The 25,984-nt window shown below is 59.2% G+C and carries 30 protein-coding genes and 1 pseudogene; 15 read left to right on the top strand and 16 right to left on the bottom strand.

Translation table 11 applies throughout. The annotated features are described in order from the left end of the window. Nucleotides 1-53: 53 nt before the first annotated feature. Nucleotides 54-338: a cold shock domain-containing protein gene (locus tag KVG95_RS16280; protein WP_217857147.1), complete on the bottom strand. Its 285-nt coding sequence runs from the start codon at nt 336-338 to the stop codon at nt 54-56. Nucleotides 339-562: 224 nt separating this feature from the next. On the opposite strand from KVG95_RS16280, the gene clpS reads away from it, so the two are divergent. Together clpS and clpA are read left to right on the top strand one after the other, a co-directional pair. Continuing rightward, entirely contained in the window at nt 563-925 is a 363-nt protein-coding gene (gene clpS, locus KVG95_RS16275) for an ATP-dependent Clp protease adapter ClpS (protein WP_015094394.1), read from the top strand. Nucleotides 926-955: 30 nt separating this feature from the next. Then, nucleotides 956-3,226: an ATP-dependent Clp protease ATP-binding subunit ClpA gene (gene clpA, locus KVG95_RS16270; protein WP_052967012.1), complete on the top strand. Its 2,271-nt coding sequence runs from the start codon at nt 956-958 to the stop codon at nt 3,224-3,226. A gap of 235 nt (nt 3,227-3,461) precedes the next feature. Here clpA and infA read toward each other — a convergent pair whose 3' ends face one another. The 4 genes from infA to trxB all read right to left on the bottom strand — a co-directional run bounded on the left by infA (nt 3,462) and on the right by trxB (nt 6,285). Then, entirely contained in the window at nt 3,462-3,680 is a 219-nt protein-coding gene (infA, locus tag KVG95_RS16265; RefSeq protein WP_002553999.1) for a translation initiation factor IF-1, read from the bottom strand. A 100-nt stretch (nt 3,681-3,780) separates the two neighbouring features. Continuing rightward, nucleotides 3,781-4,488 (bottom strand): arginyltransferase, encoded by a 708-nt coding sequence (locus tag KVG95_RS16260; protein WP_217857146.1) that lies wholly within the window; start codon nt 4,486-4,488, stop codon nt 3,781-3,783. Nucleotides 4,489-4,576: 88 nt separating this feature from the next. Next, nucleotides 4,577-5,257: a leucyl/phenylalanyl-tRNA--protein transferase gene (gene aat / locus KVG95_RS16255; protein ID WP_217857145.1), complete on the bottom strand. Its 681-nt coding sequence runs from the start codon at nt 5,255-5,257 to the stop codon at nt 4,577-4,579. A gap of 68 nt (nt 5,258-5,325) precedes the next feature. Beyond that, nucleotides 5,326-6,285, bottom strand: a complete 960-nt coding sequence (trxB, locus tag KVG95_RS16250) for a thioredoxin-disulfide reductase (RefSeq protein WP_052967898.1) — start codon at nt 6,283-6,285, stop codon at nt 5,326-5,328. 306 nt (nt 6,286-6,591) lie between these two features. Here trxB and KVG95_RS16245 point away from each other — a divergent pair, with 306 nt between their 5' ends. The 6 genes from KVG95_RS16245 (at nt 6,592) to cysG (ending at nt 14,234) form a co-directional block, all read left to right on the top strand. Next, entirely contained in the window at nt 6,592-8,997 is a 2,406-nt protein-coding gene (locus tag KVG95_RS16245; protein WP_032830114.1) for a DNA translocase FtsK, read from the top strand. Between the two features lie 68 nt (nt 8,998-9,065). Next, on the top strand, nt 9,066-9,689 hold the full coding sequence (gene lolA / locus KVG95_RS16240; protein ID WP_007904916.1) for an outer membrane lipoprotein periplasmic chaperone LolA: 624 nt from the start codon (nt 9,066-9,068) through the stop codon (nt 9,687-9,689). A gap of 157 nt (nt 9,690-9,846) precedes the next feature. After that, nucleotides 9,847-11,169 (top strand): replication-associated recombination protein A, encoded by a 1,323-nt coding sequence (locus KVG95_RS16235; RefSeq protein ID WP_008008559.1) that lies wholly within the window; start codon nt 9,847-9,849, stop codon nt 11,167-11,169. Then, complete coding sequence (crcB, locus tag KVG95_RS16230; RefSeq protein WP_217857144.1) at nt 11,169-11,543, top strand: fluoride efflux transporter CrcB; 375 nt, start codon at nt 11,169-11,171, stop codon at nt 11,541-11,543. Before KVG95_RS16235 ends, crcB begins: the two co-directional genes overlap by 1 nt. A 15-nt stretch (nt 11,544-11,558) precedes the next feature. Further along, a complete protein-coding gene (gene serS, locus KVG95_RS16225; protein ID WP_050682726.1) occupies nt 11,559-12,839 on the top strand; it encodes a serine--tRNA ligase in 1,281 nt (426 codons plus the stop codon). Beyond that, nucleotides 12,840-14,234 (top strand): siroheme synthase CysG, encoded by a 1,395-nt coding sequence (gene cysG / locus KVG95_RS16220; protein WP_217857143.1) that lies wholly within the window; start codon nt 12,840-12,842, stop codon nt 14,232-14,234. A gap of 139 nt (nt 14,235-14,373) precedes the next feature. Here cysG and KVG95_RS16215 read toward each other — a convergent pair whose 3' ends face one another. The 9 genes from KVG95_RS16215 to KVG95_RS16175 all read right to left on the bottom strand — a co-directional run bounded on the left by KVG95_RS16215 (nt 14,374) and on the right by KVG95_RS16175 (nt 19,395). Further along, nucleotides 14,374-15,381 carry a glutathione S-transferase family protein gene (locus KVG95_RS16215; RefSeq protein WP_217857142.1) on the bottom strand — a complete coding sequence of 336 codons (1,008 nt, stop codon included), beginning with the start codon at nt 15,379-15,381 and terminating at the stop codon, nt 14,374-14,376. A 90-nt stretch (nt 15,382-15,471) separates the two neighbouring features. Further along, nucleotides 15,472-16,473, bottom strand: coding sequence for a glycosyl transferase family protein (locus tag KVG95_RS16210; protein ID WP_217857141.1), 1,002 nt, complete (start codon nt 16,471-16,473; stop codon nt 15,472-15,474). Then, nucleotides 16,470-16,805 (bottom strand): TusE/DsrC/DsvC family sulfur relay protein, encoded by a 336-nt coding sequence (locus KVG95_RS16205; RefSeq protein ID WP_048396941.1) that lies wholly within the window; start codon nt 16,803-16,805, stop codon nt 16,470-16,472. The genes KVG95_RS16210 and KVG95_RS16205 overlap by 4 nt, the downstream gene beginning before the upstream one ends. Continuing rightward, a complete protein-coding gene (tusB, locus tag KVG95_RS16200) occupies nt 16,802-17,095 on the bottom strand; it encodes a sulfurtransferase complex subunit TusB (RefSeq protein WP_050682729.1) in 294 nt (97 codons plus the stop codon). The genes KVG95_RS16205 and tusB overlap by 4 nt, the downstream gene beginning before the upstream one ends. After that, nucleotides 17,095-17,457 carry a sulfurtransferase complex subunit TusC gene (gene tusC, locus KVG95_RS16195; protein ID WP_217857140.1) on the bottom strand — a complete coding sequence of 121 codons (363 nt, stop codon included), beginning with the start codon at nt 17,455-17,457 and terminating at the stop codon, nt 17,095-17,097. Before tusC ends, tusB begins: the two co-directional genes overlap by 1 nt. A 1-nt stretch (nt 17,458) precedes the next feature. Continuing rightward, a complete protein-coding gene (tusD, locus tag KVG95_RS16190; protein WP_064621317.1) occupies nt 17,459-17,851 on the bottom strand; it encodes a sulfurtransferase complex subunit TusD in 393 nt (130 codons plus the stop codon). A 224-nt stretch (nt 17,852-18,075) separates the two neighbouring features. Then, nucleotides 18,076-18,780: a YoaK family protein gene (locus KVG95_RS16185; RefSeq protein WP_217857139.1), complete on the bottom strand. Its 705-nt coding sequence runs from the start codon at nt 18,778-18,780 to the stop codon at nt 18,076-18,078. Between the two features lie 28 nt (nt 18,781-18,808). Next, entirely contained in the window at nt 18,809-19,138 is a 330-nt protein-coding gene (locus tag KVG95_RS16180; RefSeq protein WP_217857138.1) for a DUF6388 family protein, read from the bottom strand. Between the two features lie 2 nt (nt 19,139-19,140). Further along, entirely contained in the window at nt 19,141-19,395 is a 255-nt protein-coding gene (locus tag KVG95_RS16175) for a hypothetical protein (protein WP_008008546.1), read from the bottom strand. A 162-nt stretch (nt 19,396-19,557) separates the two neighbouring features. Between KVG95_RS16175 and KVG95_RS16170 the strand changes: the two genes are divergently transcribed. After that, nucleotides 19,558-19,908 carry a hypothetical protein gene (locus KVG95_RS16170; protein WP_007904889.1) on the top strand — a complete coding sequence of 117 codons (351 nt, stop codon included), beginning with the start codon at nt 19,558-19,560 and terminating at the stop codon, nt 19,906-19,908. 137 nt (nt 19,909-20,045) lie between these two features. Here KVG95_RS16170 and KVG95_RS16165 read toward each other — a convergent pair whose 3' ends face one another. Continuing rightward, complete coding sequence (locus KVG95_RS16165; protein WP_217857137.1) at nt 20,046-20,477, bottom strand: GNAT family N-acetyltransferase; 432 nt, start codon at nt 20,475-20,477, stop codon at nt 20,046-20,048. Between the two features lie 148 nt (nt 20,478-20,625). Here KVG95_RS16165 and KVG95_RS16160 point away from each other — a divergent pair, with 148 nt between their 5' ends. From KVG95_RS16160 to KVG95_RS16145, 4 genes and pseudogenes are all read left to right on the top strand, one after another. Then, the gene (locus KVG95_RS16160; protein ID WP_217857136.1) at nt 20,626-21,063 is read left to right on the top strand and encodes a hemerythrin domain-containing protein; all 438 of its coding nucleotides are present in this window, start codon (nt 20,626-20,628) and stop codon (nt 21,061-21,063) included. Nucleotides 21,064-21,221: 158 nt separating this feature from the next. After that, a pseudogene (locus KVG95_RS16155) lies at nt 21,222-21,722 on the top strand (hypothetical protein). Nucleotides 21,723-21,734: 12 nt separating this feature from the next. Beyond that, nucleotides 21,735-21,977 carry a hypothetical protein gene (locus tag KVG95_RS16150; RefSeq protein ID WP_019580101.1) on the top strand — a complete coding sequence of 81 codons (243 nt, stop codon included), beginning with the start codon at nt 21,735-21,737 and terminating at the stop codon, nt 21,975-21,977. Nucleotides 21,978-22,219: 242 nt separating this feature from the next. After that, nucleotides 22,220-22,813, top strand: a complete 594-nt coding sequence (locus tag KVG95_RS16145; RefSeq protein WP_123722043.1) for an NUDIX domain-containing protein — start codon at nt 22,220-22,222, stop codon at nt 22,811-22,813. A 44-nt stretch (nt 22,814-22,857) separates the two neighbouring features. On the opposite strand, the gene KVG95_RS16140 is transcribed toward KVG95_RS16145, so the two are convergent. Continuing rightward, nucleotides 22,858-23,376 (bottom strand): methylated-DNA--[protein]-cysteine S-methyltransferase, encoded by a 519-nt coding sequence (locus tag KVG95_RS16140; RefSeq protein WP_217857135.1) that lies wholly within the window; start codon nt 23,374-23,376, stop codon nt 22,858-22,860. A gap of 152 nt (nt 23,377-23,528) precedes the next feature. On the opposite strand from KVG95_RS16140, the gene ggt reads away from it, so the two are divergent. Beyond that, nucleotides 23,529-25,256 carry a gamma-glutamyltransferase gene (ggt, locus tag KVG95_RS16135; RefSeq protein ID WP_217857134.1) on the top strand — a complete coding sequence of 576 codons (1,728 nt, stop codon included), beginning with the start codon at nt 23,529-23,531 and terminating at the stop codon, nt 25,254-25,256. 136 nt (nt 25,257-25,392) lie between these two features. Continuing rightward, the gene (locus KVG95_RS16130) at nt 25,393-25,926 is read left to right on the top strand and encodes a cysteine hydrolase family protein (RefSeq protein WP_217857133.1); all 534 of its coding nucleotides are present in this window, start codon (nt 25,393-25,395) and stop codon (nt 25,924-25,926) included. The last annotated feature ends 58 nt before the right edge of the window (nt 25,927-25,984 follow it).

Genomic DNA, 25,984 nt, shown 5'->3' with positions numbered 1-25,984 from the left:
ACAAAAAAAACCGCCTTCGGGCGGTTTTTTTATGACTGGATGATTAGGTTGCGTCAGCTCGACACTGTTTCTTGTTGCAGGGTGGCGTGCGCAGCCTGTTCATTAGCGCTGTCAGCGGGTGCAATATTCACCGCGTGAAGCCCCTTGGGGCCCTGAATAATCTCGAAACTTACGGCTTGTCCGGCTTTGAGGGTCTTGTAACCTTCCATTTTAATAACCGAATAGTGGGCAAAGAAATCGATGTCCTTGCCATCCTCGTCGCGACCTTCTCTGGCGTCGGTGTTAATGAAACCGAACCCCTTGGCATTGTTGAACCATTTCACCTTACCGACAGCCATACCCATATCCCTCTGCAACAGACTCCATCACTGGAGTATCATCCAGTTAATCCGCAGTCTAATCTGCAAATAAGATTGACTCCGCGGACCTTTTTTACCCACTGTGGGCTCTATTGGTTGTAACACCGATTTTCCGATAGTCAAGGTGACCGGGCAGTCGGAGTTGAAAACGTTCATAACCGCCCCCACCACTGTATTTGCACAACTGACGAACCTTTCTTTCCATGCATGCAATCAGCCAGATTCGACTAACATTCAATCAGGATCGCCCTGATTTACACGACGACGATTCCGCAGGCATTGCTGTTCAGGAGGCTAAGCCTGCTTTACAGGCGCCACCGATGTACAAGGTGGTTTTGTTCAACGATGACTACACACCGATGGATTTCGTCGTCGAAGTGCTCGAGGTGTTTTTTAACCTGAATCGCGAGCTGGCGACCAAGGTCATGCTGGCCGTCCACACAGAAGGACGGGCAGTATGTGGAGTGTTTACCCGCGACATCGCCGAGACCAAGGCCATGCAGGTCAACCAGTACGCCAGGGAAAGCCAGCATCCGCTACTCTGTGAAATCGAGAAGGACGGTTAATCGCCGACCACTTGGGTATGAGGTGAAGCTATGTTAAACCGCGAGCTCGAAGTCACCCTCAATCTTGCCTTCAAGGAGGCTCGTTCGAAGCGTCATGAATTCATGACCGTCGAGCACCTTCTGCTGGCCCTATTGGATAATGAGGCTGCCGCCACCGTTTTGCGTGCCTGCGGCGCAAACCTCGACAAACTCAAGCATGATCTGCAGGAGTTCATCGACTCCACCACGCCATTGATCCCTCTTCATGACGAGGATCGTGAAACCCAGCCAACCCTGGGCTTCCAGCGTGTACTGCAACGTGCTGTCTTTCACGTACAGAGCTCGGGCAAACGCGAAGTGACTGGCGCTAACGTGCTGGTTGCAATCTTCAGTGAGCAAGAGAGTCAGGCAGTGTTTCTGCTGAAACAGCAGAGCGTTGCGCGCATCGATGTCGTCAACTACATCGCCCATGGCATTTCCAAAGTGCCGGGGCATGGCGATCACTCTGAAGGTGAACAAGATATGCAGGACGACGAGGGCGGTGAGTCTTCCTCTTCAGGCAATCCTCTGGATGCTTATGCCAGCAACCTCAACGAACTCGCGCGCCAGGGTCGTATCGATCCGTTGGTAGGCCGTGAGCTGGAAGTCGAGCGCGTCGCGCAGATCCTCGCGCGTCGTCGCAAAAACAATCCGCTGCTGGTGGGCGAGGCGGGCGTGGGTAAAACCGCGATTGCCGAAGGCCTGGCCAAACGCATTGTCGACAATCAGGTGCCGGATCTGCTGGCCAACAGCGTGGTGTATTCCCTCGATCTGGGGGCTTTGCTGGCCGGGACCAAATACCGCGGCGATTTCGAGAAGCGTTTCAAGGCGCTGCTCAATGAGCTGAAGAAACGTCCGCAGGCGATCCTGTTCATCGACGAGATCCACACCATCATTGGTGCGGGCGCTGCGTCCGGTGGCGTCATGGATGCTTCGAACCTGCTCAAGCCATTGCTGTCTTCGGGCGACATTCGCTGCATCGGTTCGACCACGTTCCAGGAATTCCGTGGGATCTTCGAGAAGGACCGTGCTCTGGCTCGGCGCTTCCAGAAGGTCGATGTGTCGGAACCTTCGGTGGAAGACACCATTGGCATCCTGCGTGGCCTGAAAGGGCGTTTCGAAGCGCACCACAACATCGAATACAGCGATGAAGCGCTGCGTGCCGCTGCTGAACTGGCCTCGCGTTACATCAATGACCGGCACATGCCGGACAAGGCCATCGACGTTATCGACGAGGCGGGCGCCTATCAGCGTCTGCAACCGATCGAGAAGCGGGTGAAGCGCATCGAAGTGGCTCAGGTCGAGGACATCGTCGCGAAAATCGCGCGAATTCCGCCAAAGCACGTCACCAGTTCCGACAAAGAGCTGCTGCGTAACCTTGAGCGTGACCTGAAACTCACGGTATTTGGCCAGGATGCGGCGATCGATTCTCTGTCGACCGCGATCAAACTGTCCCGTGCCGGCCTCAAGTCGCCTGACAAGCCCGTCGGTTCGTTCCTGTTCGCAGGGCCGACCGGTGTGGGTAAAACCGAGGCCGCGCGGCAATTGGCCAAGGCGTTGGGGGTCGAACTGGTTCGCTTCGACATGTCCGAGTACATGGAGCGCCACACCGTATCGCGTCTGATCGGTGCCCCTCCAGGCTATGTCGGGTTCGATCAGGGCGGTCTGCTGACCGAAGCCATCACCAAGCAGCCTCACTGCGTGCTGCTGCTCGATGAAATCGAGAAGGCGCATCCGGAAGTCTTCAACCTGCTGTTGCAGGTCATGGACCACGGTACGCTGACCGATAACAACGGGCGCAAGGCGGACTTCCGTAACGTGATCGTCATCATGACGACCAACGCCGGTGCCGAGACTGCAGCGCGTGCTTCGATCGGTTTCACCTATCAGGACCACTCGTCCGATGCGATGGAAGTGATCAAGAAGAGCTTCACGCCGGAATTCCGTAACCGTCTGGACACCATTATCCAGTTTGGTCGCCTCAGCCATGAGGTCATCAAAAGCGTGGTGGACAAGTTCCTCACCGAACTTCAGGCGCAGCTGGAAGACAAGCGTGTGCTGCTGGAAGTCACCGACGCGGCTCGCAGCTGGCTGGCGGCCGGTGGCTACGACTCGGCAATGGGCGCTCGTCCAATGGCGCGTTTGATCCAGGACAAGATCAAGCGTCCACTGGCCGAAGAGATCCTCTTTGGCGAACTGGCCGAACATGGCGGTGTGGTACACATCGACATCAAGGACGGCGAGCTGACCTTCGAGTTCGAGACCACGGCTGAAATGGCCTGACGTTAACGCGATAAAGCAAAAGGCGCCGAAAGGCGCCTTTTTGCTGTCTTGAAGAAACACACCAAACCCCTGTGGGAGCGGGCTTGCTCGCGAAAGCGGTGGGTCAGCTTGCATCAATGTTGAATGTGCCGCCGTCTTCGCGAGCAAGCCCGCTCCCACATTGGATTTAGGGTGGTCATCAAATTCCACACAAACAAAAACGCCCGGCATAGCCGGGCGTTTTGTATTGACTTGATTAGCGAGCGCGGTAGGTGATGCGCCCTTTGCTCAAGTCATAGGGCGTCAGCTCGACGCGCACTTTGTCGCCGGTAAGAATACGGATGTAGTTCTTGCGCATCTTGCCGGAGATATGCGCGGTTACGACGTGCCCATTTTCCAACTCCACACGAAACATGGTGTTGGGCAGGGTGTCGACGACAGTGCCTTCCATTTCGAAGCTGTCTTCTTTCGACATGCAGTAAAGCCCTCGGTGTCCAATGAATGGCCCGGTGCAACTGCGCCAGGCAAAAGCGGCGTGCATTGTGCCCGAAAAATGGGGTTTAAGCCAAGGGGTTCTAGCTCAGGATGACCCAACGCTGATTAATCAGCAGTTCGATAGGGCGATATTGGGTCTTGTAGCTCATTTTTTTGCAGTTTTTGATCCAGTAGCCGAGATAGACCGCTTCCAGCCCCAGGCGCCGGGCTTCGGTGATCTGCCAGAGAATCGCATAACGCCCCAGGCTGCGACGCTCCTCGCCGGGCTCGTAGAAGGTGTAGACCGCCGATAAACCGTTGGGCAGCAAGTCGGTGACGGCCACTGCCAGCAGTCGGCCTTCGAGACGAAATTCGTAGAAGCGGGAGAACGGCAAGTCACGCACCAGGAAGGTCGAAAACTGGTCGCGGCTTGGCGGATACATATCGCCATCGGCGTGACGTTGTTCGATGTAGCGCTGATAGAGGCAGAAGTACTCTTCGCTGAACTTTGGCCTGGCCGGACGCACCTGCAAGTCGGCATTGCGTTTGACGATGCGTTTCTGCTGACGGTTGGGGGTAAATTGCCCCACAGGAATGCGCGCCGGTACACACGCATTGCAATGCTGGCAATGGGGCCGGTAGAGATGATCGCCACTGCGACGAAAACCCATTTCCGACAGGTCTGCATAGACATGCACATCCATGGGCTGGCTAGGGTCGAGAAACAGCGTCGTGGCCTGCTCCTCGGGCAGATAACTGCAAGAGTGGGGCTGAGTGGCATAGAACTTCAAACGCGCCAACTCGGTCATGATCAACCCTCGGGATAAGCTTTTTGATTAGGGGGCGTTCTCAATTCGTTTCCCCGCATTAAGTGTAAGCCACGCGCGCAAAAGTCGCTCAGCAAACCCAAGTGGCACTGCTGGGGTGATCCAGGTGCCGCGCAAGGTAGCCGGCAAATTCACGGCGGGGAATCGCTCGAGCACCCAAACTGTGCAGATGATCGGTAGGCATCTGGCAGTCGATCAGCACAAAGCCTGAGTCTTTCAGGTGTCGCACCAGTGTGGCGAAGCCATATTTGGAGGCGTTGTCGGCGCGGCTGAACATCGACTCGCCGAAAAACAACTGCCCCATAGCCAGGCCGTAGAGCCCGCCGACCAGCACGCCATCGTCCCAGACCTCCACCGAGTGGGCGTAACCACGCCTGTGCAGTTCGACATAGGCGTCCTGCATCGCTTGGGTGATCCAGGTGCCGTCAGCGTACTCGCGCGGCGCGGCGCAGGCGCGGATGACCGCGGCAAAATCCCGATCGAAGGTCACTTGATAGCGCTGTTGGCGCAGCAGTTTGTTCAAGCTGCGGGAGACATGCAGTTCGTCGGGAAACAGTACCGTGCGCGGATCCGGCGACCACCAGAGAATCGGCTGGCCCTCCGAAAACCACGGAAAGCAGCCGTGACGATAGGCTTGAATCAAACGATCGGCGGACAAATCGCCACCCGCGGCCAGGAGCCCGTTGGGGTCGCGCATGGCTTTTTCCAGCGGCGGGAAGGTCAGGGTGTTGCGTTGTAACCAAGTCAGCATGGCATCCGGGCTTGCAGAAGGGGAGGGCGGTAGCGGGCCGTTGAACCCGCCTTGTAGGAGGTTAACCGTCAAACGGTGGGGATGTCATCGAGATACTTCTCGGCATCCAGCGCGGCCATGCAGCCGGCCCCGGCGGACGTCACCGCCTGGCGGTAAATATGATCGGCCACATCACCGGCGGCGAACACGCCTTCGATGTCGGTGGCAGTGGCGTCACCTTCGCTGCCGCCCTTGACCAGCAAGTAGCCGTCACGCATTTTCAGTTGGCCCTGAAACAGATCGGTGTTGGGTTTGTGGCCGATGGCAATGAATACACCGGCCAGCGGCAATTCATTGGTTTCGCCCGTATGGCTGTGCCGCAGGCGGGCGCCGGTCACACCGCTGGCGTCGCCCAGCACTTCGTCCAGATTCTGGTTCCAGTGCAGGCGGATATTGCCGTTGGCGGCTTTTTCGAAGAGCTTGTCCTGGAGGATCTTCTCCGAGCGCAGTTTGTCGCGACGGTGAATCAGGTGGACTTCCTTGGCAATGTTCGACAGGTACAGCGCTTCTTCCACGGCCGTGTTACCGCCGCCGACCACCGCGACCACCTGGTTGCGGTAGAAGAAGCCATCACAGGTGGCACAGGCCGAAACTCCTTTGCCGGCAAAGGCTTCTTCCGATGGCAGCCCCAGATATTGGGCCGAAGCGCCGGTGGCGATAATCAGCGCATCGCAGGTGTAGGTGCCGCTGTCGCCGATGAGTTCGAACGGGCGCTGTTGCAACTTGGCCGTATGGATGTGGTCGTAAACGATCTCTGTGTCGAAGCGTTCGGCGTGTTTTTGCATGCGTTCCATCAGTACCGGGCCGGTCAGGCCTTCGACGTCGCCAGGCCAGTTGTCGACTTCGACGGTGGTGGTCAGCTGGCCACCTGCCTGTATACCGGTGATGACAACGGGTTTGAGGTTGGCGCGAGCGGCATAAACGGCTGCGCTGTAACCGGCAGGGCCGGAACCCAGAATGATCAGGCGGGAATGCTTCGCTTCACTCATAAAAACACCTCATAAGCCTTTGTCACAAAAGAGAATGCATGCTCAAATTGGACTGCGCGTACTGTGCTGTTGGCTATGCTGCACCCAAGGGTCTCAAGCATGGCATCGGGCGAACAAACCCGTACAATGCCCGCTTGTAACAGTGTTTGTATCAAAAAAGCGGTGCGTGCCGTATTTCGAAAAACCGGGGCGCAGTGTTAAAAGTAGTCCCAGTTGCGCCTGTTAACTTTTTTACCTGCCTGGATTGGGCAGTTTTTATAGTCATTCAACAGATGGACGCGCCATGGGCGCAGGAAAAGAAGCGTTTTGAAGAAATCCACCGCAGCACCTAAAACAGTCGTCCCGCTCTGGCGCCAGCAATTGCACTACCGGCTCAAGGAAGGTGCATTGATCGCCATCGGCGCCTTGTGCCTGTTCCTGATGATGGCTTTGTTGACCTACGGCAAAGACGATCCGGGCTGGAGCCATAACAGCAAGATCGACGATGTGCAGAACTTCGGCGGGCCTGCCGGCTCTTACAGCGCCGACATCCTGTTCATGGTCCTGGGTTACTTCGCCTACATTTTCCCGTTGCTGCTGGCGATCAAGGCGTATCAGATCTTCCGCCAGCGCCACGAGCCGTGGCAGTGGAGCGGCTGGCTGTTCTCCTGGCGCCTGATCGGCCTGGTGTTTCTGGTGCTGTCGGGTGCAGCGCTGGCCCACATCCATTTCCATGCGGCGACCGGTCTGCCGGCCGGCGCTGGTGGTGCTTTGGGCGAAAGCCTCGGCGATCTGGCCCGGAACGCGCTGAACATCCAGGGCAGCACGTTGTTATTCATCGCGCTGTTCCTGTTCGGCCTGACAGTGTTCACCGACCTGTCGTGGTTCAAGGTGATGGACGTCACCGGCAAGATAACCCTTGATCTGTTCGAACTGTTTCAGGGCGCGGCCAATCGCTGGTGGGCGGCCCGTGTCGAGCGCAAGCAACTGGTCGCCCAACTGCGTGAAGTCGACGATCGCGTGCATGACGTGGTCGCGCCGACCGTCACCGACAAACGCGAGCAGGCCAAGGTCAAGGAGCGCCTGATCGAGCGCGAGCAGGCCCTGAGCAAGCACATGTCCGAGCGTGAGAAACAGGTGCCGCCGGTAATTGCCCCGGCTCCGCCCAAACCCGCAGCGCCCAGCAAACGCGTGGAAAAAGAGAAACAGGCGCCGTTGTTCGTCGACAGCGCCGTGGAAGGCACCTTGCCGCCGATCTCGATTCTCGACCCTGCGGAAAAGAAACAACTCAATTATTCGCCTGAATCCCTGGCGGCCGTCGGCCACTTGCTGGAAATCAAGCTCAAGGAATTCGGCGTCGAAGTCTCGGTGGATTCGATTCACCCGGGCCCGGTCATTACCCGTTACGAAATCCAGCCTGCAGCCGGCGTCAAAGTCAGCCGCATCTCCAACCTGGCGAAAGACCTGGCCCGTTCCCTGGCCGTGACCAGTGTGCGTGTCGTGGAGGTAATTCCGGGCAAGACCACGGTCGGTATCGAGATCCCGAACGAAGACCGGCAGATCGTGCGCTTCTCCGAGGTCTTGTCGACCCCCGAGTACGATAACTTCAAGTCCCCGGTCACCCTGGCCCTGGGTCATGATATCGGCGGCAAACCGGTCATCACCGACCTGGCGAAAATGCCGCACTTGCTGGTGGCCGGTACGACCGGTTCCGGTAAGTCGGTGGGTGTGAACGCGATGATCCTGTCGATTCTGTTCAAATCTGGCCCTGAAGACGCCAAACTGATCATGATCGACCCGAAAATGCTTGAGCTGTCGATCTACGAAGGCATTCCGCACCTCCTGTGCCCGGTGGTCACCGACATGAAGGACGCTGCCAACGCCTTGCGCTGGAGCGTCGCCGAGATGGAACGGCGCTACAAGCTGATGGCGAAGATGGGCGTGCGTAACCTGTCGGGCTTCAACGCCAAGGTCAAGGAAGCCCAGGACGCCGGCGAGCCGTTGAGCGATCCGCTGTACAAGCGCGAAAGCATCCACGACGAAGCGCCACTGCTGCAAAAACTGCCGACCATTGTCGTGGTCGTCGACGAATTCGCCGACATGATGATGATCGTCGGCAAAAAGGTTGAGGAACTGATCGCCCGTATCGCCCAGAAGGCCCGTGCGGCCGGTATCCACTTGATCCTCGCGACCCAGCGTCCGTCGGTGGACGTGATCACCGGTCTGATCAAGGCGAACATTCCGACCCGTATGGCGTTCCAGGTATCGAGCAAGATCGATTCGCGGACCATCATCGACCAGGGCGGCGCCGAACAACTGCTGGGCCACGGTGATATGTTGTACATGCCGCCGGGCACCAGTCTGCCGATTCGTGTTCACGGCGCGTTCGTGTCCGATGACGAGGTTCACCGGGTGGTTGAGGCCTGGAAACTGCGCGGTGCACCTGAATACAACGATGACATCCTAGCCGGTGTCGAAGAACCCGGTAGCGGCTTTGAAAACGGCGGTGGTGGCGGTGACGATGATGCTGAAACCGATGCGCTCTACGACGAAGCGGTGCAGTTCGTACTGGAAAGCCGTCGCGCGTCCATCTCCGCGGTTCAGCGCAAGCTGAAAATCGGCTACAACCGCGCGGCGCGCATGATCGAAGCCATGGAGATGGCTGGGGTCGTGACGTCCATGAACACCAACGGTTCGCGTGAAGTCCTGGCCCCTGGCCCGGTGCGCGACTGATCCGGTTTTGAAAGGGGCGGTGTCTTGAGACGCCGCCCGCACTCCCACGAATGTTTATGAGGACTCCCATGCGTCTTATCCGCATGCTGTTGCTGCCGGTACTGGCTTTGACCACGCTCTCGGCCCACGCCGATGACAAGGACGTGGCACGTCTGACTCAACTGCTGGAAAAATCCCAGACCCTGACCGCGCGTTTCTCCCAGCTGACCCTCGATGGCAGTGGCACCCAGTTGCAGGAAACCGCCGGTCAAATGTCCTTGCAGCGCCCGGGCCTGTTCTACTGGCACACCGATGCGCCGCAAGAGCAGTTGATGGTGTCCGACGGCAAGAAGGTTTCCCTGTGGGACCCGGACCTGGAGCAGGTGACCATCAAGACCCTCGACCAGCGTCTGACCCAGACTCCGGCCCTGCTGTTGTCCGGTGACGTGTCCAAGATCAGCCAGAGCTTCGACATCAGCGCCAAGGAAGCCGGCGGCGTGATCGACTTCACCCTGAAGCCGAAAACCAAAGACACTTTGTTCGACAGCCTGCGTCTGTCGTTCCGCAATGGTCTGGTCAATGACATGCAGCTGATTGACAGCGTCGGTCAGCGCACCAATATCCTGTTTACTGGCGTGAAGGCCAACGAGCCGATTCCTGCGTCCAAATTCAAGTTCGACATCCCCAAGGGTGCCGACGTGATCCAGGAATAAAACGCAGGACCTGTGGGAGCGGGCTTGCTCACGAAGAGGGAGTGTCAGTCACCATCAATGTTGTCTGACACACCGCATTCGCGAGCAAGCCCGCTCCCACAGGGATCAGCGGTGTTCAAATTATTGACTGACAGGCAGTGAGGTTTCGCAAGTAGTGATGGACCTGTTTCGCAGCGCCCCGATTGCTCAGCCCTTGGCCGCACGCCTGCGCGCGACCAATCTGGACGAGTACGTTGGTCAGGAACACCTGCTCGCTCGCGGCAAGCCTTTGCGCGAAGCGCTGGAGCAGGGTGCCCTGCATTCGATGATTTTCTGGGGGCCGCCGGGGGTGGGTAAAACCACGTTGGCGCGGCTGCTCGCGGAAGTCTCCGATGCGCATTTTGAAACGGTTTCGGCGGTACTGGCCGGCGTAAAGGAAATCCGCCAGGCGGTGGAAGTCGCCAAGCAACAGGCCGGGCAGTACGGTAAACGCACCATCCTGTTCGTCGATGAAGTGCATCGCTTCAACAAGTCCCAGCAGGATGCGTTCCTGCCGTACGTTGAAGACGGCACGCTGATTTTCATCGGCGCGACCACCGAAAACCCCTCGTTCGAACTCAATAACGCGCTCCTGTCCCGGGCGCGCGTCTATGTGCTCAAAAGCCTCGACGAAGCGGCCCTGCGCAAGCTGGTGCATCGCGCGCTGACCGAAGAGCGAGGGTTGGGCAAGCGGCAACTGACCCTCAGCGATGAGGGTTTCCAGATGCTGTTGTCCGCCGCCGATGGCGATGGCCGGCGTCTGCTCAATCTGCTGGAAAACGCCTCTGACCTGGCCGAAGACAACAGCGAAATCGGCGTCGATCTGCTGCAAAGTCTGCTCGGTGATACCCGTCGACGCTTCGACAAGGGCGGCGAAGCCTTCTACGACCAGATCTCCGCGCTGCATAAATCGGTGCGCGGCTCCAATCCCGATGGCGCGCTGTATTGGTTTGCGCGGATGATCGACGGCGGTTGCGACCCGCTGTACCTGGCCCGGCGCGTGGTGCGCATGGCCAGCGAAGACATCGGCAACGCCGACCCTCGCGCTCTCAGCCTGTGCCTGGCGGCGTGGGAAGTGCAGGAGCGCCTCGGCAGCCCCGAAGGTGAATTGGCGGTGGCCCAGGCCATTACCTATCTGGCCTGCGCGCCGAAAAGCAATGCGGTGTACATGGGCTTCAAAGCCGCGATGCGCAGCGCCACCGAACACGGTTCGCTCGAAGTGCCGCTGCACTTGCGCAACGCGCCGACCAAGTTGATGAAGCAATTGGGCTATGGTGACGAGTACCGTTATGCCCACGATGAACCAGATGCCTACGCTGCGGGCGAAGACTACTTCCCGGACGAGCTCGAACCGCAACGGTTTTATCAACCAGTGCCCCGTGGCCTGGAGCTGAAGATCGGCGAAAAGCTTAACCACCTCGCGCAGCTTGATCGTCTAAGTCCACGGCAGCGGAGAAAATAGTGATTCCATTGATCGTTGCCGTTTCTGTCGGCGGTGTCGCCGGTACGCTATTGCGCTTCGCCACCGGTAACTGGATCAACGCGAATTGGCCGCGGCACTTCTATACCGCGACGCTGGCCGTTAATATCGTGGGCTGTTTGCTGATCGGCGTTTTGTACGGTCTGTTTTTGATGCGCCCGGAAGTACCGATAGAGGTGCGCGCCGGGTTGATGATCGGCTTCCTCGGGGGGCTGACGACTTTTTCATCCTTTTCACTGGATACGGTGCGCCTGCTGGAAACCGGGCAAGTGCCGCTGGCCCTGGGCTATGCGGCCATCAGCGTATTCGGCGGGCTGCTCGCCACCTGGGCTGGCCTGTCCTTGACCAAACTTTGATAACGAGAAACCGACATGCTCGATTCCAAACTGTTACGTAGCAACCTTCAGGACGTAGCGGACCGCCTGGCATCCCGTGGCTACACGCTGGATGTTGCGCGCATCGAAGCGCTGGAAGAACAGCGCAAGACCGTCCAGACCCGTACCGAGGCACTGCAGGCTGAACGTAACGCGCGCTCCAAGTCCATCGGTCAGGCCAAGCAGCGCGGCGAAGACATCGCGCCGTTGATGGCGGACGTCGAGCGCATGGCGGGTGAGTTGAGCGCCGGTAAAGTCGAGCTGGACGCGATCCAGACCGAGCTGGATTCGATCCTGCTGGGCATCCCGAACCTGCCGCACGAATCGGTGCCGGTCGGCGATGACGAAGAAGGCAACGTTGAAGTGCGCCGCTGGGGCACGCCTAAGGCCTTCGATTTCCCGGTTCAGGACCACGTGGCCCTGGGCGAGAAGTTCGGCTGGCTGGACTTCGAAACCGCCGCCAAGTTGTCCGGCGCCCGTTTCGCCCTGCTGCGCGGCCCGATCGCCCGTCTGCACCGCGCGCTGGCACAGTTCATGATCAACCTGCACATCAACGAACACGGTTACGAAGAGGCTTACACCCCGTACCTGGTGCAGGCGCCTGCGTTGCAGGGCACCGGGCAGTTGCCTAAGTTCGAAGAAGACCTGTTCAAGATCAGCCGCGAAGGCGAAGCCGATCTGTACCTGATCCCGACCGCTGAAGTGTCGCTGACCAACATCGTTGCTGGCGAGATCGTCGATTCGAAACTGCTGCCGATCAAATTCGTGGCACACACGCCGTGTTTCCGCAGCGAGGCCGGTGCATCGGGTCGCGACACTCGCGGCATGATCCGTCAGCACCAGTTCGACAAGGTCGAGATGGTCCAGATCGTTGAACCATCGACCTCGATGGAAGCGCTGGAAGGCCTGACCGCCAACGCCGAGAAAGTCCTGCAACTGCTGGAACTGCCGTATCGCACCCTGGCGCTGTGCACGGGCGACATGGGCTTCAGCGCGGTCAAGACCTACGACCTGGAAGTGTGGATTCCGAGCCAGGACAAATACCGCGAAATTTCGTCGTGCTCCAACTGCGGCGACTTCCAGGCCCGCCGCATGCAAGCGCGTTTCCGCAACCCGGAAACCGGCAAGCCTGAGCTGGTTCACACCCTGAACGGTTCCGGCCTGGCGGTCGGTCGTACCCTGGTGGCGGTGCTTGAGAACTACCAGCAGGCCGACGGTTCGATCCGTGTGCCTGAGGTGCTCAAGCCGTACATGGGTGGCCTTGAGGTCATCGGCTAAATGGACTATCTGCCGCTGTTTCATAACCTCCGCGGCAGTCGTGTATTGGTCGTCGGCGGTGGGGAGATTGCGTTGCGTAAATCCCGCCTGCTGGCCGAAGCCGGTGCGCTGCTGCGGGTGGTCGCGCCTGAAATCGAACCGCAACTGCGCGAGCTAGTGGTTGGCAGCGGTGGCGAGTGCCTGTTGCGTGGCTACGCCGAAACGGACCTGGACGGTTGCGGGCTGATTATCGCCGCCACCGACGACGAACCGCTGAACGCGCAAGTCTCCGCCGATGCCCATCGGCGTTGTGTGCCGGTCAACGTGGTGGACGCGCCGGCCCTGTGCAGCGTGATCTTCCCGGCGATCGTCGACCGTTCCCCATTGATCATTGCGGTGTCCAGCGGCGGCGATGCGCCGGTGCTGGCGCGGTTGATTCGCGCCAAGCTGGAAACCTGGATTCCTTCCACCTACGGCCAACTGGCCGGTCTGGCGGCGCGTTTCCGCACTCAGGTCAAAGGCCTGTTTCCGGATGTGCAGCAGCGCCGGGCGTTCTGGGAGGATGTATTCCAGGGCCCGATTGCCGACCGGCACCTGGCCGGGCAGGGCGCCGAGGCCGAGCGCTTGATGCTGGCGAAAATCAATGGCGAAGCACCCGTCGCTACCGGCGAAGTTTATCTGGTGGGCGCCGGGCCGGGTGACCCCGACCTGTTGACCTTCCGCGCCTTGCGTCTAATGCAGCAAGCCGATGTGGTGCTGTATGACCGTCTGGTGGCGCCGGCGATTCTGGATTTGTGCCGTCGCGATGCCGAGCGGGTCTACGTCGGCAAGCGCCGCGCCGATCACGCCGTGCCTCAGGAACAGATCAACCAGCATCTGGTGGATCTGGCCAAGGCCGGCAAACGCGTGGTGCGTTTGAAGGGCGGCGATCCGTTTATCTTCGGGCGTGGCGGTGAAGAGATCGAAGAACTGGCGGCCCATGGCATTCCGTTTCAGGTGGTGCCGGGCATTACTGCAGCCAGCGGTTGCGCGGCGTATGCCGGGATTCCGCTGACTCACCGCGATTACGCGCAGTCGGTGCGGTTCGTCACCGGGCACCTCAAGGACGGTTCCACCGATTTGCCGTGGGCCGACCTGGTCGCGCCGGCGCAAACCCTGGTGTTTTACATGGGGCTGGTGGGCTTGCCGATCATCTGCGAGCAGTTGATCAAACACGGTCGCGCAGCCGATACCCCGGCGGCGTTGATCCAGCAGGGCACCACGGTCAATCAGCGGGTGTTTACCGGCACCCTGGCCGACCTTCCACGGCTGGTGGCGGAGCATGAAGTGCATGCGCCGACGCTGGTGATCGTCGGGGAAGTGGTGCAACTGCGCGAGAAATTGGCGTGGTTTGAAGGGGCTCAGGCGCAGGTCTGAATACCGAGTGGCCTCCTTCGCGAGCAAGCCCGCTCCCACATTAGAGCGTGTTCAGCCACAGATTCATGGCCAGACACAGATCAAATGTGGGAGCGAGCTTGCTCGCGAAGAGGCCCTCAAAACCACCTCCATGCTCAGATCAGACCTCAGCTTTACGCCAAACCCCTTTCCCATTCAACCTTGCCCGATCATGAGCCGAAGTGAAATCCTGAGCCGGCCCTTTAGGCACGATCCCGGTCGGATTGATGGTCTTGTGGCTGCCGTAGTAGTGATTCTTGATGTGCTCAAAACTCACCGTTTCGGCTATCCCCGGCCACTGATAAATCTCCCGTAGCCAGTTCGACAGATTCGGATAATCGGCAATCCGTCGCAGGTTGCACTTGAAGTGCCCGAAGTACACCGCATCGAAACGAATCATCGTAGTGAACAGCCGAATATCCGCTTCCGTCAGGTATTCACCCGTCAGGTACCGATTCGCGCCCAGCAATTGCTCCAGCCGATCCAGCTCACCAAACAGTTCGTCGAACGCTTCTTCATAAGCCTGCTGCGACGTAGCAAACCCGGCGCGATAGACGCCGTTATTCACCGCTGGATAAATCCGCTCGTTCAACGCATCGATCTCGGCCCGCAATGGCGCCGGGTAGAAATCCAGGTCATTGCCGGTCAGCTTATCAAAAGCACTATTGAACATGCGGATGATCTCCGCCGATTCATTATTGACGATGCGATTTGTCTGTTTGTCCCAGAGCACCGGCACAGTGACGCGACCGGTGTAGTTAGCGGTATCGGCGGTGTAGCGTTGGTGCATGAAATTGAAGTGATCAAGCTTGTCGCCGGTCGAGCCCAGGCTCTTGTCAAAGGTCCAGCCGTTTTCCAGCATCAACCAACTGACCACCGACACATCGATCAGGTTTTCCAAGCCTTTGAGCTTACGCAGGATCAGCGTGCGATGAGCCCACGGGCAGGCGAGGGATACGTAGAGGTGATAGCGACCAGCGTCGGCGGCAAAACCACCGACACCGGTCGGGCCTGGCTTGCCGTCGGCGGTCAGCCAGTTGCGACGTTGTGCCTGTTCACGCTGGAACGTGCCGTCCTTGCTGCTTTCGTACCATTGATCCTGCCAGCGTCCTTCGACTAACAAACCCATGTTCAAAACTCCTCAACCGATAAGCGTTGGAGAGGAGTCTATGCGCATAGGTTCGAACAAAAAGCGCAAAGGTTAGGCAGTTATGATCGGTTAAATCGATCGGTCCCTTGCATCCCAATACTGCTGGGCGGTTTCGAACGCTTGCTCGCGGGTCTGGCCGAGGCCGCGCAACGCCAGGGCCATGGTCGAGATCAACGCCATTTGTGGATAGCTGTCGACTACATCGCCACGCCATACGGCTTTCAGGTGCTCCGGATCAAGGGTCGCCGGTTTGACGTGGCGCTGGGTCGACAGCTGTGGCCATTCTTCATCCCAGCTTTCGCCGCCGGTGGTGCCATACAGGTGGCTGTCGGCGTCCGGATTGATCTCGATTTCACCACCATCGCCCTTGATCACGATGGCGGTATCGCCCAGCAAACCGCTGGCATCGCGATGTACGGCCTGATAGCCGGGGTGGAAAATGCTTTGCAGACCGCAGCGAGCGCCCAACGGATTGAGAATCCGCGCCAGGGAATGGATCGGGGAGCGCAGGCCCAAGGTGTTGCGCAGGTCGATCATTCGCTGAAGTTGCGGGGCCCAGTCCACCAGTGGCATGAACGCCAGACCGCTCTTATCGAGCGCAGCGCCGACCTGCTGCCAGTTGCGGCACAGTGGAATGTTCAGCGTCTCGAGCAGTTGTTCGCTGTACAGCCGACCGGCCGTGTGTGCGCCGCCGCCATGCATGAAGATGCGCACGCCGTTCTGTGCCAGGCACTTGGCCGCCAGCAGGTACCACGGCAGGTGACGCTTCTTGCCGGCATACGTCGGCCAGTCCAGATCAACTGCCAGCGCCGGTGGATTCAGGCGTTCACGCAAGGCTTCGGTGAACCCGGCCATTTCCTCGGCGCTTTCTTCCTTATGCCGCAACAGCATCAGGAACGCGCCGAGCTGGGTGTCCTCGACCTTGTCGTCGAACACCATGCCCATGGCCTCGCGGGCTTCCTCTCGGGTCAGGTCGCGGGCGCCGCGTTTGCCTTTGCCAAGGATCCGCACGAACTGGGCGAACGGGTGCTCGGCGGGCGTTTCGAGGGTCAGTGCTGGATAGTCGGTCATAAGCAATTCGTCGGTTTGGGCAGGCCCGCCAGTTTTGCGGCGAGTTTGGCAGGGGTGCCTTTGAACAGTCGGTTCAGGTGCAGGCTGTTGCCCTTGTCGGGGCCGAGTTTCAATGCGGTGTACTTGATCAGCGGGCGGGTCGCCGGGGACAGCTGGAATTCGTCGTAGAAACTGCGCAGCAATTCGAGGATCTCCCAGTGTTCCGGGCTCAACTCGATGTCTTCTGCAGCGGCGAGGGCGGCGGCCACTTCGGCAGACCAGTCACTCAGTTCGACCAGGAAACCGTCCTTGTCCAGTTCAATGGCGCGGGCGCCGACCGTCAGGGATTTCATAGCCAACTGTTGACCTTGTCGTAGTGAATCGACAGTTCGACGAAGGCCGGGTAATCGATGGCCTTGGCCCAATCCGGGACTTCCAGAGCCCGAGCTTGAGCATCTTCGCCCAGCACGAACAGTTTCAGGCTGCGAGCCTGCAGCGTGGTGAATGGTGCGGTGCCTGGCTGCAAGGCATAAGCCGCATCGCCACTCAGCAGCAGCGCATCGTTGGCACCGATCACGCGCAGGCAACTGCTCAGGCGGTCGTTGCCGAAAGGGGAATGAGACAACACATGCAAAGTCGACATCAGAGGGTGATCACCTGGTCGTAACGGTCAATAAGGGCGGTGATTTCCTGGGCGGCCAACACCTGGGCTTCTTCAAGCGACAGACCTTTTGGGGCCAGACCACGGGCCGCGGCGCTTTCACCGCACACGAACAGGTCTTCGACACCAAACATCGGCAAGGCTTGCAGGTTGGCGCTCAGGTCTTTCTGTTGCAGCGCCTTGGCGTCCTGTTTCGCGGCGAGCTGGAACACGCCGTCATCGAGAAATAGCAGGCCGATCGGCAGATCGAAGGCACCGCCGGCCAGTACGATGTCCAACGCTTCCCGCGCATTCGGCCCGGACCACGGTGCCTGACGGCTGATAATCAGTAAGGATTTAGCCATCTCACGCGCCTCCGAAACAGATCAAGCGGTCAGCGTCCTGCACCGCATCATGCAACTGGCCGAGGCCGGACAATTCCCATGGCGCGCCTACTGCTACCGCTTCACGCTGATAGCGCTGGGCTTCTTCCTCGTTCAACACCCCACGGCGCAGGGCGGCGGCGATGCAGACCACGCCATCGAGTTGATGCTCGCTGACAAAGTTGCGCCATTGCTTGGGCAAGTCCTGCTCATCCTGAGGCGTGACCACGCTGCCGGAGGCGTTGTAGACGCCATCCTGATAGAAAAACAGCCGGACAATCTCATGCCCGCCAGCCAGCGCGGCCTGGGCGAACAGCAAGGCACGGCGCGAGGAGGGCGCATGGGCGGCGGAAAACAGCGCAATGGCAAACTTCATGACGGACTCGATCAGCAAAACTGCGGCCATGATAAAGCTTTATCGGCGGGGCGGCGAAGGGCGTTTACTCGTAGACCGAGTCGCTGCCTTCGCGAGCAAGCCCGCTCCCACACTCGATGTCTGTCGATCACAAAATCGTGATCCGCCGCAGATCCAGTATGGGAGCGGGCTTGCTCGCGAAGACGGACTTCCCGGCAACATAAATTCAGGATCTGATCACCTGATCAGCGTGGCATATACCCCAACTGCCAACGCCGCGGAATCTTCAACGACAGCAATCCCAGCACCCCCGCCAGCAGCCCGCTGACAAACAGCGCCCCGAGCCCAAGGTGATGTTCCAGCAAAGCCCCAATCACCGCGCCGGCAAACATCCCGGCCCACGGGATTAATTGCACCCGCCAGCCGTTGCGCCGTTCGCCAAGCATCCATCGCCCCAGACCACGGCCAAACCGCGACAACGCGCCGGTGACGTAAGTCAGCCCGACCGGCAGGCCATTCACTTCTTCCACGGCGGCATTGAGCATGCCCATGGCGATGATCGTCGCCAGCAGCGCCGGCAATTGCGTTTCGTAGGGCCAAGCCGCAGCGCCGCAGAGCAGGGTGGCGATGCACAGCAGCAACGGCAACGCCCGCCGGCCACCGAAACGGCTGACGATAATGCCCAGGGCGTTGCCGGCGACAAATGTGGCCACGAGGATTACCAGGCGCAGGGTCAGCCCGAGGTCGCCATCGCTGATCGCCACGGCCAGACGAGTGGTGTTGCCGCTCATGAAGGACACGAAGTCGCCGCTGGCCATGAAGCCGATGGCATCGGTCATGCCGGCGAGCACCGACAAACTGGCGACCATCGACAGGCCGATGCGGCCGCGCCATTTATGGGTATGCAAATGGCCCGGTGTGGCCCGGGTACTTAAGGGCGAAGGCAGCATCGACGAAAGCTTCCTTGAGCAGCGATGATTACTTGGTTAACCCATATAACTCGCAATACTCCAGCCAGTCCATGCCGGCCATCTCCGCGACTTCCTTATGCACCTCCAGGCGTTGGGCCTGGTAGTCCTCAGGCGTGGCGGCAGTCAGTTGCAGCGTCAGCTCCCAGGCAAACAAACCCAGGCGCTCAGCTTCGGCTTCGAACGCTTCATGCAAGCGCTCGTCGCGGTACTGCACCACTGTCACACCCTTGGCCTGGGCCAGCAGTGGATTCAGATTGTCCAGTTCGATGCGCAGTTCAGGACGCTCATCGAGAAACTTTTTCAGCGCCTGCTCGTGTTGCTGTTCGGTTGCCGCCATGGTCACTCCTTAGAAGACTGCTTTTTGCTCGCCTTGGCGGCCGCGGCCAGACACTCCAGAGCAAATTGCTCGGGGTAGGTCATCTGGATCGGCGTGGTTTCGCCTTTGACGGTTCTTTCGCCATCGAGAATGTAACGAATCCGCTTGTCGGTGACGCCAATACGTTTGGCGATCCAGGAAGGCGTCTGACCGATCTGGCTGATCAGCTTGTCGGCGTATTCAGCGGTCGGTTTGTAGTATTCGGCGTTGGGTGTCATGACCTTTCCAGAAAAATGCGCCCGGAAAAATGGGCGATGCGGCGTTAATGGCGCGACAGGGTGCGCGAATCGTTGCGCGGTGTCGCGGTATAAATGAAGTAAAGCAGAACGATACGCCGCGCCGCGGTGATACAGTCCGCTTTTTCTTGATGAGCGAACGCAATGCGAATTCTGATGGTGGCGCTGGCCGCAACCTTGCTGGCGGGCTGCGCCGGATCGGCGATGAATGACGCCCGCACCAAAACTCCGTACAAAACCCTGACCTCGGACAAACCGGAAAAAGTCGTCGCCCAGTGCGTGCAATTTGCCTGGCAGGACGAAGCGGTATTCGGTGTTGATGCGGGCGCGTATTTGCAGCCGGGCAAGAAGGGTGGCTCGACGGTCTACACCCGTTCGGCCGAGTCCTTCGTGGACGTGACCACCGACGCCTCGGGTACAGCATTGAGCTACTACGCGCAGCATGACGATTTTGTCGCCAAGCGCCGTTTGGCGGCGTTGGCGACCTGTCTCTGAGCAGTCTGCAGTTTGAGGCTCAATCCCCAGACGATCGGCCGAGGGCCATTCCAATGTGGGAGCGGGCTTGCTCGCGAAGGGGCCTTCAGGGGCGCCAAAAGCTTCGCGAGCAAGCCCGCTCCCACAGGTTGCGCGTCTTAATCAGTGTTAATGAGGCGCTTCTGGAAAAAGAAGCGCTTGTGGCCCGGCGGATAATCGGCAATGTGCCCCAACTCGCTGTAGCCGTGCTTCTTGTAAAACTCCGGCGCCTGGAAGTCGAAGGTGTCCAGCCAGATCCCCACGCATTCCTTTTCCCGCGCCAGGTCTTCGGCCATCTGCATCAGCTTCGAGCCCATCCCTTGTCCTCGGGCCAGCTCCGGCACCGACAACAACTCAATGAAAAACCACTGGTAAAACACTCGGCCATAAAGCCCGCCGAGAATCTCGTCGCTGTCATTGCGTACCAGCAAAGCAATCTGTTCCGACACCGTGGCCCCGGCCTTTGCGGCGTTGTAGGCGCGCAGTGGTGTGAGGATCGCCTCGCGCTCCTCCGGAGTGGCATTTTTCGACAATTCGATTCGCAGAGTCATAGGCAACACATCCTTATGGCAGTGAACACGGAGCCTATCCCGGTTGCGGCGATTGTTCTATCCCCCCGAAGCCCAAGGAACCCCCGGGGCTCCGGGAATGTCTAGCGTGAACAGCATCGTTGTTGAAAGCAGTCATTGAGGGCAGCCCGTGAACATTTTTGAAGCCTTGCGCGAAAGCCACGACCGTCAGCGCCGCTATGCCGATGCACTGATTCAAACCAGTGGCGACACCCCGGAACGGGTCGAGGCTTACAAACGGCTCAAATCCGAGCTTCAGGCCCACGCAACCGCTGAAGAACGCCATTTCTACATGCCGCTGATGGAGTTCGACAACGGCGTGGATCTTAGCCGCCACGCTATCTCCGAACACCACGAAATGGACGAGATGATGGAAGCGCTGGATGCGACCGAAATGTCCAGTCCATCCTGGTTGGCAACGGCGAAAAAGCTCTCGGAGAAGGTCCATCACCACCTCAAAGAGGAGGAGCAGAAGTTCTTTCAGATGGCCGGCAAGTTACTCGACGAACAACAGAAAGAAACCCTCGCCGGGCAGTATCAGAAAGAATACAAGGCGCAACTTTCCTGAGGATGAAAGCGCCGCAATGCGGTTCACTCAAGAGAGTCTTGAGTCAGTAAGAACTTGTGGCGAGGGAGCCAACACACCTTGCCGGCAAGGTGAAATGATTTGAATCCAATGCGCTCCTTGTAGAGAATCGCCATCTTTGCCTCGAAAGGATGCGCGCGATGAAGTTCGAAGGGACTTTCCAATACATGGGCACTCACAGGATCGTCTTCAACGTCTCGCAGATCACCCTCACCGACAGCGAGCGCGGACGCCTGCGCGAGCTGCATTTTGGCGAGGCGAAAAGCGCCCACTATGAGGTCAACAGCAAGGTCGTCGAGGTGTACGAATAGATGCAGGCCAAGAGCCTGGCGTGCGTGATGATGATAGGCATCTCCAAGCCGCTGACCCGGCAACAGGGCGATGCCCTCAATGCCCAACGCACCAAGGTCGCCAACCTTGCCGCCTCCGCCTTCGGTGGCGCTGCCGGTACTGTGGGCGGTTTAGCCGGACCTGCAGGCAGTGTCGCCGCAGGTACTGTTGTAACGGCGGGTGTGCGCTCGTACGTCAATGACGCTCTGCCCACCTACCATGCTGGCGACGTAATCGTCAACATCCAGGCGCAGGTCAATGGTGGGATTGGCCCACAGCGCTCTTCCGAATCCCTGATCATCAAGACCTGAGTGGGGCTGCACATGTCCGAAATTACCCAGACGGTCATCGTTGTGGCGCTGGCCTTTCTACTTGATCGGTTTCTTAAGCCGTACCCGCTGCGCAAGTGGCTAGGGGTGACGCTGGTGGTGGCAGGCGCAATCGGCTGCGTTGCAGTGAGCCAGACCCAGTTGCTGGGCTTTGACTTGGGATTGATGTCGGTTCTTGCCGTGCCGGTGGGCGCGGGGCTGTTCGTGACCAGGCGGCGGTTCGAGCAGATTGGCTGAAGGTCAGGAAGGTGTGTTGACCGGGCGGATACCTTGCTCCCGCTTGAGTGCGTAGCGCTCACAAAAATCGCAATGGTTGTCAGATTTTTGGGGCCGCTACGCAGCCCAGCGGGAGCAAGCTCCCTCGCCACAGGTTTCTCTGGCTCAAGGTTCTCTTGAGTGCACAGCATTACGACAGTCGCCGGGCTTTTCTGTTTTCGCCTAATATGGACGCTTTCTGACGAACATAAGGATGGATTGTCATGTCGAACACAGCCGAGCGGGTCAACATCATCGAGTCCCGGGTGCTGTCCCACGACTGGTATCTGCTGAAAAAAATCACCTTCGATTACTTGCGCAACAACGGCGACTGGCAGCGTCAGACTCGCGAGGTCTATGACCGCGGCAATGGCGCGGCGATTCTGCTGTTCAATCGCGAGAAGAAAACCGTCGTACTGACCCGCCAGTTCAGGCTGCCGGTGTTCGTCAACGGCCACGATGGTTTGCTGATTGAAGTGGCCGCCGGGCTGCTGGAAGGCGCTGCGCCTGAAGAGCGCATTCGTGCTGAGGCCGAAGAGGAAACCGGCTATCGCGTCCACCATGTGCAGAAGGTTTTCGAGGCTTACATGAGCCCCGGTTCAGTGACTGAAAAGCTGCATTTCTTCATCGCCGAGTACGACGCCTCTTCGAAGGTCAGTGATGGCGGCGGGCTGGAGGAAGAAACCGAAGAACTGGAAGTGCTGGAGTGGAAGTTCGACGATGCGCTGGCGGCGTTCTATCGCGGGGAGATCTGCGATGCCAAGACCATCATGCTGCTGCAGTATGCGGCGATGAAGGATGTCTTCGGAGCGGTTTGAGCTGCGGGCGGCGATTTAGGTTCCCTGTCTTTTTGTAGGGGCCGTCAGATAAACAAATCATCCATTCTGCCGGCTCCGCGACACTCGTATCCCTCCAGCGTCAGCAACTGCTCTTTCGCCTCAAGCCCACCGGCAAACCCCGTCAGTTTCCCCGAAGCACCGATCACTCGATGACACGGCGCGACAATCGAAATCGGATTCTTGCCATTAGCCGCCCCTACCGCACGAACCGCGCTGGGATTGCCGATCTGCCGGGCAATCTCGCTGTAGCTGCGAGTCTCGCCAAACGGAATGGTCAGCAACGCCTGCCACACCTTCTGCTGAAATTCCGTCCCGGCAAAATCCAGCTCCAGCTCGAAACGGTTACGTGTGCCGGCGAAGTATTCCTGCAACTGCTGTGCGGTGCGCACCAGGATCGGGTTGTCCGCTGCTTCAGTCATCGGCCCCAGCCTTACCCGACCCGGTTTGTCGTTTTCCCAGAGGATGGCCGCCAGTCGCGCGCCTTTCGCCACCAGTTTCAATTCGCCGACCGGAGACGCCAGGGTGGTGAAGGTATAGGACATGCCGGCGGACTCCGTAAAAGTACTGAACAGGGGGCCCAGCATACTGCCTCGTCGGGGAGGCGCAATACGCAATCGCAGCCATACTTGCCTACTGCTCTTGAACCGTTCCCTCTGTTTTTGAACAGAACCTAAAAACAAAAAGAGACCGACTCATGAAGTTCGAACCTTTTACCAAATCGCTCGTGGCAACCACATTGGCGCTGAGTTGCCTGACCGCCCATGCGGCCTCCGTCGCCCCGGTCGCGGCCGAAAACGGCATGGTCGTCACCGCCCAGCATCTGGCCAGCCACGTCGGCGTCGATGTGCTCAAGAATGGCGGCAACGCCGTCGATGCCGCCGTTGCGGTGGGTTATGCGCTGGCGGTGGTGTACCCCGCGGCGGGTAACTTGGGCGGCGGTGGTTTCATGACGATTCAATTGGCGGACGGGCGCAAGACCTTCCTCGACTTCCGTGAAAAAGCCCCGCTGGCCGCGACACCCGACATGTACCTCGACAAAGAGGGCAACGTCATCCCGGAGCTGAGCACCCGCGGCCACCTTGCCGTTGGCGTGCCGGGCACCGTTTCGGGCATGGAACTGGCTCTGAAGAAATACGGTACCAAACCCCGCAAGGAAGTGATCGCCCCGGCGATCAAGCTTGCCGAAGACGGTTTTGTGCTGGAGCAGGGCGATGTCGACTTGCTGGAGTACGCCACCGACGTCTTCAAGAAAGACATGCGCGACTCGGGCTCGATCTTCCTGAGCAATGGCGAGCCGATGCAGGTCGGCCAGAAACTCGTACAAAAAGACTTGAGCAAAACCCTGCGGGAAATTTCCGAGAAGGGCGCCGACGGTTTCTATAAAGGCTGGGTGGCCGACGCCATCGTCACCTCCAGTCAGGCCAACAAGGGCATCATAACTCAGGCTGACCTCGACAAATACCAGACCCGCGAACTGGCGCCGATCGAGTGCGATTACCGCGGCTATCACGTGGTCTCGGCGCCACCGCCAAGCTCCGGTGGCGTGGTGATCTGCGAGATCATGAACATCCTCGACGGCTACCCGATGAAAGACCTGGGCTTCCGCTCGGCTCAGGCGATGCACTACCAGATCGAAGCGATGCGCCACGCGTATGTGGACCGCAACAGCTACCTCGGCGACCCGGACTTCGTGAAAAATCCGATCGCTCATCTGCTGGATAAAAACTACGCGACCAAAATCCGCGAAGTCATCGATCCGCAGAAGGCCGGCGTATCCCGCGAGATCAAACCTGGCGTAGCGCCTCACGAAGGCAGCAACACCACCCATTACTCGATCGTCGACAAATGGGGCAATGCGGTGTCGGTGACTTACACCCTCAACGATTGGTTCGGCGCCGGCGTCATGGCGAGCAAAACCGGGGTCATCCTCAACGATGAAATGGACGATTTCACCTCGAAAATCGGCGTGCCGAACATGTACGGCCTGGTGCAGGGCGAAGCCAACGCCATCGCCCCCGGCAAAGCGCCGCTGTCGTCCATGAGCCCGACCATCGTCACCAAGGACGGCAAGGTCGTCATGGTCGTCGGCACGCCCGGTGGCAGCCGCATCATCACCGCAACCTTGCTGACCATCCTCAACGTGATCGACTACGGCATGAACATCCAGGAAGCGGTGGATGCGCCGCGTTTCCACCAGCAATGGCTGCCGGAAGAAACCAACCTGGAGAACTTCGCCACCAGCCCGGACACCAAGAAGATGCTCGAAAGCTGGGGGCACAAATTTGCCGGGCCGCAGGACCCGAACCATATCGCAGCTATTCTGGTAGGTGCGCCTTCGCTGGAAGGCAAGCCAGTGGGCAAGAACCGCTTCTACGGAGCGAACGATCCACGGCGTAATACCGGGTTGTCACTCGGTTACTGAAACAGGCGATCAGCGGCCACCTGAACTCCCCGGGTGGCCCCGATCTCCGATCCTCGAACGCAGCCTCGACAGCTGCTACAGACCAGAACGGGAGTTGTAATCCATCGTTTTACCGACCTATCTAAGGAAGGAAGCCATGAGCACCGCACTCCTGATCATTGATGTCCAACGCGCGCTGTGCACCGGCGAGTATGAATGCTTCGACATCAAGCGCGTCATCGATACCATCAACGATCTCAGCACCAAAGCCCGGGCCGCCGACATCCCGGTCATCCTGATCCAGCACGAAGAAGAGGGCGACCTGCTGCAATACGGCAGCGAAGGCTGGCAACTGGCCGATGGTCTGAAGACTTCACCCCAAGACCTGCGGCTGCGCAAAACCACCCCGGATTCGTTCTACCAGACCCGCTTGCATGAACATCTGCAAGAACTGGAAGCCGACCGCCTGATCATCTGCGGTCTGCAAACCGACTACTGCGTCAACGCCACCGTCCGCCAGGCGCATCAATTGGGCTACGACGTCGTGCTGGTGGCCGACGCCCATTCCACCATCGACAACGGCATGATGAGCGCCGAAGACATCATCGCCGAACACAATAAGGATCTGGCGCACCTGACCGGCTCCGTGGCGCGGATCGATGTAATGCCGGCCAGTGAAATCAAAGTCTGAAAACAATGCCAGTCCCGTGGCGAGCGAGCTTGCGCGCCTGGGGCTGGACGCAATCGCT

The organism is Pseudomonas farris, assembly GCF_019145235.1.
In the GTDB taxonomy this organism is placed as follows: Bacteria; Pseudomonadota; Gammaproteobacteria; order Pseudomonadales; family Pseudomonadaceae; genus Aquipseudomonas; species Aquipseudomonas farris.
This window is presented reverse-complemented; position numbering and strand designations above follow the sequence as displayed.